11 protein-coding genes are annotated in these 13184 nt (G+C 38.5%); 1 reads left to right on the top strand and 10 read right to left on the bottom strand.

The window, feature by feature from the left end; all coding sequences use genetic code 11:
- Positions 1–31 precede the first annotated feature (31 nt).
- The 4 genes from serS to IGI80_RS03970 are packed head-to-tail and all read right to left on the bottom strand — an operon-like array spanning position 32 to position 4026.
- Positions 32–1303: a serine--tRNA ligase gene (serS, locus tag IGI80_RS03985; protein WP_438722707.1), complete on the bottom strand. Its 1272-nt coding sequence runs from the start codon at positions 1301–1303 to the stop codon at positions 32–34.
- Between the two features lie 26 nt (positions 1304–1329).
- On the bottom strand, positions 1330–2223 hold the full coding sequence (gene sdaAA, locus IGI80_RS03980) for an L-serine ammonia-lyase, iron-sulfur-dependent, subunit alpha (RefSeq protein WP_002356122.1): 894 nt from the start codon (positions 2221–2223) through the stop codon (positions 1330–1332).
- A gap of 14 nt (positions 2224–2237) precedes the next feature.
- On the bottom strand, positions 2238–2933 hold the full coding sequence (gene sdaAB, locus IGI80_RS03975; RefSeq protein ID WP_002387470.1) for an L-serine ammonia-lyase, iron-sulfur-dependent subunit beta: 696 nt from the start codon (positions 2931–2933) through the stop codon (positions 2238–2240).
- Positions 2920–4026 (bottom strand): PTS sugar transporter subunit IIC, encoded by a 1107-nt coding sequence (locus tag IGI80_RS03970; protein WP_002383466.1) that lies wholly within the window; start codon positions 4024–4026, stop codon positions 2920–2922. Before IGI80_RS03970 ends, sdaAB begins: the two co-directional genes overlap by 14 nt.
- Positions 4027–4283: 257 nt before the next feature.
- Between IGI80_RS03970 and IGI80_RS03965 the strand changes: the two genes are divergently transcribed.
- Complete coding sequence (locus tag IGI80_RS03965; protein ID WP_002356119.1) at positions 4284–4964, top strand: helix-turn-helix transcriptional regulator; 681 nt, start codon at positions 4284–4286, stop codon at positions 4962–4964.
- Positions 4965–5022: 58 nt separating this feature from the next.
- Here IGI80_RS03965 and IGI80_RS03960 read toward each other — a convergent pair whose 3' ends face one another.
- The 6 genes from IGI80_RS03960 to IGI80_RS03935 form a co-directional block, all read right to left on the bottom strand.
- Positions 5023–5808: a hypothetical protein gene (locus IGI80_RS03960; RefSeq protein WP_002389711.1), complete on the bottom strand. Its 786-nt coding sequence runs from the start codon at positions 5806–5808 to the stop codon at positions 5023–5025.
- Positions 5809–5963: 155 nt separating this feature from the next.
- Positions 5964–6725 carry a formate/nitrite transporter family protein gene (locus tag IGI80_RS03955; protein WP_002389593.1) on the bottom strand — a complete coding sequence of 254 codons (762 nt, stop codon included), beginning with the start codon at positions 6723–6725 and terminating at the stop codon, positions 5964–5966.
- A 176-nt stretch (positions 6726–6901) separates the two neighbouring features.
- On the bottom strand, positions 6902–9997 hold the full coding sequence (locus IGI80_RS03950; protein WP_438722705.1) for a glycosyl hydrolase family 28-related protein: 3096 nt from the start codon (positions 9995–9997) through the stop codon (positions 6902–6904).
- Positions 9994–10233 (bottom strand): hypothetical protein, encoded by a 240-nt coding sequence (locus tag IGI80_RS03945; protein ID WP_002356115.1) that lies wholly within the window; start codon positions 10231–10233, stop codon positions 9994–9996. The genes IGI80_RS03950 and IGI80_RS03945 overlap by 4 nt, the downstream gene beginning before the upstream one ends.
- A gap of 344 nt (positions 10234–10577) precedes the next feature.
- Positions 10578–12083 carry a helix-turn-helix domain-containing protein gene (locus tag IGI80_RS03940; RefSeq protein ID WP_002359252.1) on the bottom strand — a complete coding sequence of 502 codons (1506 nt, stop codon included), beginning with the start codon at positions 12081–12083 and terminating at the stop codon, positions 10578–10580.
- Between the two features lie 81 nt (positions 12084–12164).
- Positions 12165–13079 (bottom strand): diacylglycerol/lipid kinase family protein, encoded by a 915-nt coding sequence (locus tag IGI80_RS03935; protein WP_002403939.1) that lies wholly within the window; start codon positions 13077–13079, stop codon positions 12165–12167.
- Between the last annotated feature and the right edge of the window lie 105 nt (positions 13080–13184).

Raw genomic sequence — 13184 nt, 5'->3', positions numbered from 1 at the left:
AAGGTTGATGTTGTGACATCAACCTTCTTTTTTAATCTATTTTCGTTAAACCGCCCATATAAGGACGTAGAACTTCTGGAATCGTTACGGTGCCATCTTCATTTTGATAATTTTCCAAAATGGCAGCCACTGTTCGACCAACAGCAAGTCCTGACCCATTAAGTGTATGGGCATACTGAACATGACCCGTTTTATCACGATAACGAATCAACGCCCGACGTGCTTGGAAGTCTTCACAGTTTGAACAAGAACTAATTTCTCGATACGTTTTCTGTGCCGGAATCCAAACTTCTAAATCATAGGTTTTCGCTGCCGAGAAGCCCATATCACCTGTCGAAAGAGTAATCACTCGATAAGGGAGACCCAATTTTTCTAAAATGTCTCCAGCATTGTTGGTCATTTTTTCTAATTCTTCATAAGAGTGTTCTGCATCACTAAATTTAACCATTTCTACTTTATGGAACTGGTGTAAACGAATTAATCCTCGGGTATCACGGCCTGCGCTACCCGCTTCCGAGCGAAAAGAAGGACTTAAAGCAGTAAAATAAATCGGTAACTCTTGCGCATCTAAAATTTCATTATTATAGTAGTTAGTTAATGGGACTTCCGCTGTGGGGATCAGCGTCAAATCACTTTCTGCAACTTGGAAGACATCTTCTTTGAACTTAGGAAACTGACCGGTGCCAAACATTGCTTTGCTATTGACCAAATAAGGAGGAATCACCTCGGTATAACCATGTTCATTAACATGTTGATCTAACATAAAATTATAGACCGCTCGTTCTAAACGAGCCCCTAAGCCTTTGTGATAAAGAAAACGGCTACCAGATACTTTCGCGCCTCTTTCAAAATCTAAAATTCCTAAGGCTTCACCGATTTCCCAATGTGGTTTTGGTTCAAATGAAAAAGTTTTCGGCGTACTCCGCCGCCGAACTTCTACGTTGGCGGCTTCGTCTGCGCCAACAGGCACGCTCTCATGAGGTAAGTTAGGCAGACGTTCTGCAATTGCTGTGCATTGTTCTTGCAAATGAACAACTTCTTGGTCTAAAACTTTAATTTGCTCGCTAACTTCTTGCATATTTAGCAACTGTTGTGAAGCATCTTTTTGTGCACGCTTTAATTGTGCAATTTCTCCTGATACCTGATTACGGTGTTTTTTCAGTTCTTCAACTTTAACAAGTAACGCTCTCCGTTCTTCATCTAAAGCCAAAAAGCGTAATAAAACTTCCTCGTCCACACCACGTGTTTTTAACTTTTTCTGTACCACTTCTACATTTTGGCGAATTTTTTTCATATCCAGCATCTTATTTCCCTCTTCATGATTAAATTTTAAACAATGGTGAATTTTACTTTTTCAAAAATCTCATTCTTCATTCGTTGGCCAGTCGCTGTGCCAGCTAAGCCACCTAAACCCGTTTCTCTCAATTCTCGTGGTAATTGACGGCCGACTTTATTCATGGCTTCCACCACTTCATCTGCTGGTATTTTATTTACAATTCCAGCTAAAGCCATATCTGCAGCGATTAACGCATTGCCTGCACCTACTGTATTTCGTTTAACACAAGGAATTTCGACTAACCCAGCCACTGGGTCACAAACTAAACCTAATAAATTCCCTAAAGCCATAGCAAAAGCTTCAGAAGATTGGCGTGGTGTTCCGCCAGCCGCTTCAACAGCTGCAGCGGCGGCCATCGCTGAAGCACTGCCTACTTCGGCTTGACATCCACCAACAGCACCAGCAATCATCGCATTGTTGGCTGTGACCATTCCAAATAAAGAACTGGTAAATAAGAAACGAATTTGTTGATCACGCGTTAAATTCAAGGTATTTTTAATCGCTGTTAAAACCCCTGGTAAGGTGCCACTTGCACCAGCAGTTGGCGTTGCGCAAACAACGCCCATTGCTGCATTGACTTCATTAGTACCTAGTGCGGCTTGAACTGCAGACATCATTAAATCACCTGATAACGTTTTGCCAGCTGCGCGGTATTTTTTTAAACGAGCCGCATCACCGCCCGTTAACCCAGTAGGAGAAAAAACGCCTGCTCCTTCTTGCGAGCGTTTGACAGCAGCATCCATAACATCCAAATTTTGACCCATCTGTGTCCAAATTTCTTCATAGCTTTTTTGGCTACGCTCCATTTCTTGCTCAATCATCAAATCAGAGATTTTTTTTCCTGTTTTTTCAGCTTTATCGATAAATTCTTCAATCGAAAGGTACATATGTCAAACTCCTATCATAATAAGATTATTTTCGATGTGTCATCTAGTGAAAACAATTGTTCTTTCACCGAGGAAATTGGTGCCGAATCTAAGTCAAAGATGAATAAAATTTGATTCCCTTCCACATAACGAGACACAGCATTCACTTGAATATTATTTTTTTGTAACGTATCTTTAAAAGCTTGCATCGCCTGCTCTTCTTGATTAATGACTAACAAAATAGGTAAAGGACCATGTAGTTGGACATTGAAACCGTCTAATTCAATGTATTTCACCTCGATAGTGCCGCCACCTACAGAAATTCCTGTTAAATGAATTTCGTGCGTTGCATCACTGAGTGTCACACATGCTGTATTAGCATGCTTCACTGGACTTTCTTCACTCATTTCTAAAAATTGAATCTCGATTCCTTGTTCTTCCGCAAGTTCAATGGATTGTGTTACGTTGGCATCATCTGCTGCTAATCCAAGAATTCCACCAATAATTGCAAAATCAGTTCCATGTCCTTTATGCGTGTCTGCAAAAGATTCATAGTATTTAATCACAATTTTTTCTGGTGTTCCGCCGAATAACTTTCTTGCCGCTAAGCCAATCGCTAAGGCCCCAGCTGTATGCGAACTAGAAGGACCAATCATAATAGGACCGATAATGTCAAAACAACTTTTGTAGTTCATTACTTTGTTCACTTTTTTAGGTTTATTGATGGCCATAGCTGTGTTCATACGTAACTCCTCCTTTGGTTTTTACTGCTTCTTTTTCTTTTTCACTGGTTACTTCCGTCGTTCCTTCAAATTCTGGTGTATTATCCACCGCTTCAATTCTGTAACGTTTAAAGACCAGCGCACCTAAAAATCCAAACATCAGACTGACCACTGTGATAATCGCTACTGCTAGTAAAGTCGTTTGAATGGCATTGTTACCTAATGTCACAAGTAAACCAGCCCACGGCGTTGCCATTCCTGTCACAGGTACTTTTAAGCCAAAGAAAGTCACTACAATACCACTAACCATTCCTGAAAATAAATTCGTTGCGTAAATAGGAATTGGATTGGAGCTGATGATATCGACTTGTGTTAATGGCTCAATTGCCACAGCTAACGGGGTTGAAGCTGTGCCTAGTTTTAACTTTTTAAATAGCGCCGCATTGACAATGGAACTGCCGTAACAAGTCAACGCACCGACAGCCATTGGTACACCAGTCAAACCAATCAAGGCAGTTAAAACCATTGAACTTAACGGTGTCATACCAACAATCGGGATAATAGCACCTAAAATTGCGCCCATCACATATGGATTGCCATCTACTGCACTTAAAATCGTGCCCCCAATAACTTCTAGGACACCTAATACAACGGGTTGAATAAAACCAGCAACTAACGAAGCAGCGACTGGAATGACTAAAATAACGACTAATAAGTCAATCCCTTCTGGAATACGTTTTTGCATCTGCTCAACAACAAAAGATAAAAGATATGCGGTAATAAAGGCTGGTAACAAGCTGACTTTAATCAATGACAGACCTAAAATAATTGAAAAAACTGGACTAATCCCGAAAGCGAGCGGCACAAGAGCTCCAGCTGCTAAACCACCTAGACTACCCATAGTTTCACCAATTTGCGACACATAATCTAAATGAAAAACGCCGCCTACTGCATATCGCAAAAACGCCTCTGGTAGAAAGGTGGCACAAGCTGCACCAGACAAAGCACTTAAAGATTTTTTCCCTCGCGGTGCTTTAAAAGAGAATAGGGACATGCCACATAAAACTAAGACTAACATCAAGATTCCTGATAACGTTTTCATTTCTTTGCCTCCAACTATATTTTTTTATAACGGATGGTACTCCTGAATAAAATTTTTATTGCTCAACAAGTGAAAGAATGAGCGAGCATTCCGATGAACTAAAGTACAATGAGTAACAAAAATTTCATTCCACATTCAGAGTATACGACTAAACAAAAGTTTAGTCAATGTATTTTTTTAACGTAAAGAATCTTATTGCTTTTCCATTAAAAAAGTATTACACTAAAATTAATTTCAGTGTAGGGGGAGGATATCACTTGGAGTCATATTTACGTTTAAGTGAAGTAGATAAACAAATCTTACATTCACATGCCTTAATGCTTGATGGATTAGGGAACTTCTTTGGTAGTACCCATGAAGTCATTCTTCATAGTTTAGAAAATTTGGAAAGTTCAGCTATCAAAGTCATCAATGGCCATTTCAGTAACCGCAAGGAAGGTGCCCCCATTACTGATATGGCGTTAAAAATGTTAAGTCAAGTAGAGTCGGAACATGATTACGCTGTGAAACCCTACTACAATAAAAATCAAAAAGGGGTTATTTTAAAATCTTCCACCATTCCAGTTATCGGTGAAAATGATCGTATTATTGGATTGATCTGTATCAATATGCATTTAGAAATGCCATTAATTGATTACTTGCAAGACTTATTACCTTCAGGACAACAAAATGATATGTCCCAAGAGCTTAAAAATTCTGAACATTTTTCTGACAATATTGACGAATTAATCACTACTTCACTGACAAAAGTAAAACAAGCAGTAGAAAGCGATCCAAATGTATCACATTTGAATCAAAATAAAGAAATTGTTATTCGTTTATATGATCAAGGAATTTTTAATCTCAAAGATTCTGTCATAAAGATTGCCGATCGATTAGGTATTTCAAAAAATACCATCTATTTACATATCCGCAATCATAAAAAAGAAGAAGCTTAAAACATCAAAGCCACCAACGCTAACTAGCGTTGGTGGCTTTGATCACTTCTCTTCTATTTTAATTTGGTAAATCAAACAAGTAAGGTGTCCCTATTTCTCCATTTAACGTAACGTCTAAGCGATTTTTTGTGCCGGGAACTAAATTACTGGCTGTGAAATTCCCTTGGGCATCCGCAGTAAAACTTGCTAAAATCACCCGCGCATCATCTGCACGTGACACTAAAATAGTTGCATTCGGTGCTGTTTTACCAGAAATTGTCCCTTGTTTCGGATCAATCGTAATATTGCTAAAAGAAAGCGCTGCTTCTTGTCCTGAACTTGGAATATCAATTTGGACAGGTACACTATTCCGTTGATCAACGGTTGCGATTAATTGAGTAGTCGCTCCCGCTCTGGGACTAATTACTGTAAAATTGCCATTGGCATCCGCATAAAAAACACCTGCTTGTGCAGAAGCATCACCGACTACCGTTGCTGTAATGGTTGCATTAGGTAATGTAGTACCATTAATTTCATTTCTTTCAGGATTGAAAACAACATTGGTAATTGTAATGTTTGTATCAGGTGCTTGGTTTTGAGGGACTTCATTCGTTTCATCAGTTCCTGCAGAAGTCTGCGTGGCATTTTCTGACGGATTTTCCCCTGTCACATTAGAATTTTGACCCGCGACAGACGAATGACTACTTTTCATTTCTTGTTGGCTAGAGGATTTCTGCGTGGCTTTCTTTGTTTCTTGCTTTTGCTTAGAATCATTTGTGCTTGCTGTTTTTTTGTTTCCACATCCTGCTAGACTTAAAGACAATACACTGAACGTTAATATACTGAACAAAGCAATTTTTTTCATTTTTCGTTACCTCCAGAAATCTTTTTGTAACATTAATGTAACATTGTTTTAAAAATCTAGCAATAATTTTTCAACCGTTTTCCTTTTTGTTTAAAAAGAAAAAACCTGCACAAAGGCATTTAGCCTTTGTGTAGGTTTTTATCTGCTAAATGGATTTAATGTTTGCGATAGCTTAAATAGTAAAAGCCAGAAACAAAAATGGCGCCACCAATGATATTACCTAAATAAACAAAAATAAAATTACGGAAAAAGTCTCCCCACTGAACGCCGCCTTCAAAAATTGCGGCTGGAATGATGAATGCATTCGCCACACTATGCTGAAAGCCAATTGCAACAAAAATCATTACTGGAAACCAGATGCCTAATAGTTTCCCCGCCGCATCTTTCGCACCATAACAAAGCCATAAGGCCAGACCTACGAACCAGTTACAGCCAATACCTGAAATAATTGCTTGAAGCCAAGTTGCTGCAACTTTATGTTCTGCAAGAGAAAGAACCTGATTTAAATAGGCGCCGCTACTGGTTAAACCTAAATAATGACCAAAAAAATAGGCAACAAATAAGGCGCCAACCATATTTGCCAATGTAATTGTGACCCAGTTCACGAGTAATTCTCTGAAAGAGACCTTTTTAGCAAACCAAGCCGTACTCACTGCCATCATATTTCCTGTGATTAACTCACCACCAGCCATTAAAATAACAATTAGACCAATTGGGAAAACCGCAGCTCCCACTAAAGCTTGAACACTGGCTAAATCTGCTGGAATAGAGGCGGAAACACGCACATAAGCCAAATAGCCGAGGGAAATCATGGCACCGCCGATAAATCCTAAAATGAGTTTTGCTACCAAAGGCTTTTGAATTTTTTTCTGACCATTTTCAATACTAATACTTAAAATTTCATCTGGTGTATACAAACATTTCACTTCCTTTGTTTTTTGTCCTCCTTTACTTTACCCTTATATCACAGAAATTCAAGTACTTTTGTGTATTTTTTCACTAAAAACTGTAGTTCTTTTAATTTTATATGAAAACATCCTGAAACAAGTCCTATTTCTTGTTTCAGGATGCTTACTTATCCGTTTTTAAAGAGTTATCTTTTCACTTTAAAACAATAGGTTGCTATGGCTAACGATAAAAAGCTCAGGCCTAGGAAGCTCACAACTGTTGAAGATTGTTCCCCTGTTTTGGGGAATTTTTTCTTGGCAATTTTGGTCGTATTATCCGCTTTTTTGACTGTTCCTGACGATTCTTGATTTGTCTGTATCTGTTTAGTTGCTTGGTTTTCTGCTACTGATTCCTTTGTTTGACTAGCCTTGGCAGAGGGCTTTGAATTACTTTGAGCGTCATTAGGATCTTGATTAGACTCTACCGCGTAAATGACAGAATTCTGGCCTTTGTTTTGGCTGCTTTCGTTTACAGGGCTTGGGGTGCTACTCTCACTTGTACTGTTGGTTGCGCTGGTCGTACTTGAAGCACTACTTTCGCTGGTACTACTTGTTTTACTGGTTGTACTTGGTGTGTTGCTTTCATTTGTATTGCTTGTTTCACTTGTCGTACTTGAGGTACTACTTTCGCTGGTACTACTGGTTTCGCTGGTTGTGCTTGGCGTGTTGCTTTCACTCGTACTACTGCTCTCACTTGTCGTGCTTGGCGTGCTGCTTTCGCTGGTATTACTGGTTTCACTGGTTGTGCTTGGCGTGCTGCTTTCGCTTGTACTACTGCTTTCACTTGTCGTGCTTGAGGTGCTGCTTTCGCTTGTACTACTGCTCTCACTTGTCATGCTTGGCGTGCTGCTTTCGCTGGTACTACTGCTTTCACTTGTCGTGCTTGAGGTGCTGCTTTCGCTTGTACTACTGCTCTCACTTGTCATGCTTGGCGTGCTGCTTTCGCTGGTATTACTGGTTTCACTGGTTGTGCTTGAGGTGCTGCTTTCGCTTGTGTTACTAGTTGTCTCTGTTGATTTTTCAACTAACAGAAGTAACGCCGTTTTTATGGTTTGTGTTAATTGGTTAATACGCTTTTGTGCATCTGCAGGCGTTTTAAAGCCACCAAGTGTTGGCTCTAATAATTCTTCATCTGACCAAGCAAGCAGTTGTTGTAACTGCTTAGAGCTTCCTTCGCCAGTTGTTGTATCTATTAAGGCTTCTTGCATGGCTTGCCAAGAGTCTTTGGTATATACAGATTCGTCTAATTTATGAACGCTTGCAAGTTCATTTTCTGCTTCTGTACGCTCTAGCGTGATATCGGCTTTTTTGACTAATACTTTCATTGCAGATTGCAAATTACTTGTTAACTGATCCACTTGTTCTTGAGTTTTGTCCCCACTCACCTGACCTTCTGCTAACAATTGTGTCGCCTGCTGATAATAGGAAGGAACAATCGTTTTAGGCCCAATGGCAGTGAATAGCTGCCAAGAGTAAACTGTATATTGGTTTGCTTCACCAATCGAAGCATAAACGGTTTGTAGCTGGGACAAATCAAGCTTTTTTGCAGGGGCCTCTACCGTCACCAGTACGTTCACTGTTACCAATGACCCTGTTTCATAAGTTAATTGAACAGTCACTTTTTGTTGGCCGATTTCATTTAAAACCTCTGGATTGACGATTTTAGCAGTTGGGACTGCTTCATCCGCGTCATTTGTATTAGCAACCAGTTGCTGCGGATCGATTGATTGTCCTTGCACAATCGTTGTAGCCACAGGGGTTGCTAAAGTATTTCTAACCGGAATTGGCGTATTTTTATATTGCTCATAAAGCGTTGGTGAAATTAATGATTCCCATGTTGCTGGCATTAAGCGATAGTCCGCCTCTGTCCAATTTTCTACCAATAATTGGCCGTTTTTAAGGCCATCATCTCGAGTATTGTCTTTCACAAAACTCGTTTCTGGTCGGAAACCACCGCCACTAGCGATTAACAATTCCCGACGTCGATTTTGCGGAATATTATGGTAGTTAACAAACTGATTGTTGATAAATACGCCATTGAACACATTGTTATTTCCTGTATGTCGATTGTATTCCATTCCAATTGCATATTGATTGTTCCAATACTTCCAATCAAAAATGTTATTAGCCACTAACCAGTTAGAGAGTTCTGAGATAGCACCCTCTGCTTGCGTTTCTGCCAAACCAATCTCTGGTGTTCCATACATAATGAGGCCTGTATTTCGCAAATAATTATTCATAATCGTAATATTACGGCCTGATTTAAATTTAAATCCGCCAGCTGGACCATTTTGTAGTCCACGTAAATGATTCCCCACCACCGTGATGTTTTGAGCACCACGGAAATAAATTGCATGATCTCCCACCAGACCATTCAAGTCTTCATTATCATAAGGTGAATAGAAAAAATTATGTTGAACAGTTACATCCTTCAGCATATTAAAAGAATTAACCCCGGTGGATAGATAATTTTGTTCATTAGGTACTGAAATAGCACCAGCTTCAATGGCTGTTTGCAAACGTGTAATAGTCGCTGCTAAATCTGAACGACTGGTACTTTTAATTGCATCTAATTCTGTCACTTTTAACCCAAATAGATTGTCCACGATGTCTACATCTGACATATACTGGAAGCGACTTGGTGTTGAATAACCACCAATGTAAATCGCTCGGTTAAAATCAATCTTGGGTTGCATGTGTGCTGTGTCTCGCATGAAAATATTGCCTGAAATCTTAACGCCAATGTCTGCATTTAAATTGACCACAAATCCTTTTAATGGATTATAGAAGATATTGTTTGCTAGCGTTAATTGATTCGTCAATTTCAAGGTCACATTGATGCCATCAAAAGCAATATTTTGAAGTCGTACATTGGTTTTCGTCCCGTACGTTGTGTCTGTTAGCTGAATCGGTGCACCTGTAGCATTATGTAAAATAGTGGCTCCTGTTGTATCGCCAATTAATTGATAATTTGAAGAAATCGCAATATCTTTTGACAGAGCATAACTTCCCTGTGGTAAAAATAATGCCCGTCCTTCCTTTGCTGTCTGACTCAGTAATGTCTGTAACTTATCTGTTTGATCCTCTGTGCTATTAGGTACCATCGCTTGCGCACCAAAAATTGTTGCATCTGTTGCATCAACTGGTTCAGCCGCTTCAGTCACCATTGGTAGACCAACCACCGTCAATAAACCAAATAGAAGAATAAGTATTGTTTTCTTCATGTGTTTTCCTCTTTTCATTCCGTTACTTCCAACGGCTTATTTTGTAAAAGTTGATACAGCGTAATAACACGACTGTCTTCGTATGCATAAATTTTTTTGAATTTTGGATTCATATGTAAGATACTTGTTACCTTTAACAAGTTTTGATTTGTGACTTCTAATTCTAAGGCCTCAACCAATTCCTTTAATCGAACACCGGCACTATTTTCTTCACAACTTAAGATTTCTTCAATTTGTTCCATCCGTTTTTTCATTCTATCCCGCCTTCCTTCCCTTGCTCTTTCTATTATATAGAAAAATTCTTGTGAGAACCCTCAATATTTTTTAACCGCCTGTTAAAAAAAGTAGTAGTTCCTTTACTATCAATAGCTAATCATCTATTATTTACGATAAAAAAAGCAAAAAAAGTACCTTTTTGACATAATTTTCAGAAGAATTGACGCAGTATTTATTAAAAAACAACGAGAAAACGTCAATAAGTAGGTGTTGATTACCTACTTATTGACGTTTTCTTCTTGTCTTTTTTTACTTTTTAGAAAAATTTTTTTACAATTTATCGGACATATACCTCAAAAAAGCCCATTTTTTTGATTTTTTATTAAAGTGACGTGGTTCTTTTCTCGTTAATTTTTACTATTTTTTGGTTCAAACGATTATATTGCTCAAACGTTAACTCACTTGAAAGTAAAAAGATCTCTGGATGGCCCGTTTCTACATCTGCCAAAGAAGTCACTAATAGTAAATCAATATTTTGCCATTCTTCTTTGCTTGCTTCACTGTATCGTAAGACTTCCAATGCATAAAACCGACGAAAATTATTTTCAATCGAAAGTTTCACCCGTTCTTCTTCCAGTACTGGCAAGCCTGATTTTAACCCTAAAACAATTTTTTGTTCACGATGAATTAAATCATTAGAAAGCGCCAAAACACTAGAATAACGCAAAGCCAAAAATTCTTTATTTGTAAATAATTCATTGCCTGTTTGTTCGTAAAGTTGATTTAAGCCTTGGCTTAATTCTTCTAAAAGAACTGGATATTTTTCTTTAACTTTATTCCAAAAGACATTGTACATTTTCACATTTTGGACATAGTAAAGTTCGGCAAATAAATGTGTAGCAAACAAATAATAAAAAATTTGCGGACGAATTTTCTCCAATTGCGGCGTCATGTGTATTTCTTCTAATAAGAAATGTTGGACTAAATGAGTCAACATATAAACAGGCGCTTCAGACTCATCAAAATGCGCTAAAATTGCTTGTGCAGTGGCTTCGTCTTGATAAAATTGGTCATTGGCTAACAAGAAAAAGTACACAAAAGTTAAATCGTTTTTGTTAAGGAAAAGGGTTGTAGCTGTCATTTCTTCTATAAAGGCTTGGTAATGTTTATTACCTTCTAAATAAGTTTCTTGCTCGGCTGAAGGTCGATATTCGGCGCCTTGCGCACTACGGACTTTTGAGATAGCGACCATATATTTAACTCGGCGTATCACCGTTTCCGCAACTTCTACGTTGAAAAAAGCCATCATTTTTTGGACAGTTTGTGCGACTTCCGTTTCTTGTATATAGTCAAAAGGCCAAGTATCACGGATTAAGTCCATAAAAATAGTGTAAGCAAAATGGCGCAAATACGCTTCATTGCCTTCAATTTTCCAGGTGCTTTTATTAATCACTAACCCCAATGGCGCTAAAATTTCTGTAAACCCTTTAAGCAAGCGCCGAATCGTGGCATCACTGGTATGATACTTTGCTGTCGCTGGCACAATTCCATTAAATCGACCCCAGAATAAATCTTCCATTACTTGATAAGTTAAACTATCCCGAAAAATTGCTGTATAAAGTTTCTGGAATGCTTGACTGGACGCCAAGTTCAAGCGATAGCCATGCCCCTTTTCAAAAGCCAAAGAAGCATCATTATCCACAGCATAATACGTAATGTCATCTTTTAGAAGTTCTACGTATTTTTTGACTGATTTTTTGTTTAATTGTAATTCTTCTGCTAACTCATTGATGTCAATCCAGCCTTCATTAATTGGCAAGTTTCTTAAAATAATAATTTTAGAAACGACATCTGTATCGAATATATCAACATATTCATCCCATTTCACTGTTCACTCAACTGCCTCTCTTCTGTTCTATTGTACACAAAATGAGAAATCTATTCCACGAAAAAATAACAGTTGTTTCTTTTATTCTTTCGTAGATGTGGACGTTTCAGGAACAAACACGTTGAGTCCCCCAGCTTCCACCGTTACTTTAATCGGTAAATCATCGGTAGGGTCGCCATCTGTTCGTGTTTGGACTTTCTTGTCTTTTTCGCCACTAATTTTAAATTGACTCCCAGAGAAATACACGACACCAGGAATTTCATTTAATTGTCCTCTGATAATTTTAGGTAAATAATAGACAAACTTGTAAAAAACTAACTTAGGTAAAATGATAATGTGGACTTCGCCGTCATCTGGCGTGGCATTGGCATCGAAATTGGTAAAGCCGCCAGCAGAATTCGTCATGGTCATCGTTAATAATTGGGCTTTGCCATGCCAACGTCTTTCATCGCCATCAATTTTTAGTTTGTATTTTTTCTTTTTCATTAATAAGCGGAAAAATTGCTTTGTAAAGGCTAAAGGACCATATTTTTGTTTCTCCTGTTGGGTCACATTTGCTGCTGTGTCCGCCAATAGTCCAATCGTTAAGGTCGAAATCATCACATCTTGATTTACCATCCCAAAATCAACTGGCGTGGTCTGTCCTGCCAAAATGGTCTCAAAGGCGTCTTCTTCTTTCAAAGGAATACTTAACACACGCGCAAAATTATTGACTGTTCCACCTGGAATAATCCCTATTTGATAGTCACGAATGGTGTCTTTAAAATTTTGAACGGCATGATGAATGGTCCCGTCACCACCAATGACGACCAAGACACCCACTTGATTTTCTTTGGCATTTTTCCGCATTTCTTCAGGATCAATGTCTGGATTGGAAGGTTGCAAAATAACCGCTTCCCCTTTCGCTTCTGCAGCTTTTTTAAAGCGTTCTGCAATCTCTTTACTTTCACTACTTCCTGAAGTTTCGTTGTATAAAACCATCATCTTTTCCATCATTCTATCCTCATATCTCTAACTAAATTTCTTGCACATGTAAAGTGTACAATATTTTAGCCAAAATACCTAAAGATAGCATCGAAAAACAAAGGCTGAGGCACAAGC

It is taken from the genome of Enterococcus sp. DIV1420a (assembly GCF_051712165.1).
In the GTDB taxonomy this organism is placed as follows: domain Bacteria; phylum Bacillota; class Bacilli; order Lactobacillales; family Enterococcaceae; genus Enterococcus; species Enterococcus faecalis.
This window is presented reverse-complemented; position numbering and strand designations above follow the sequence as displayed.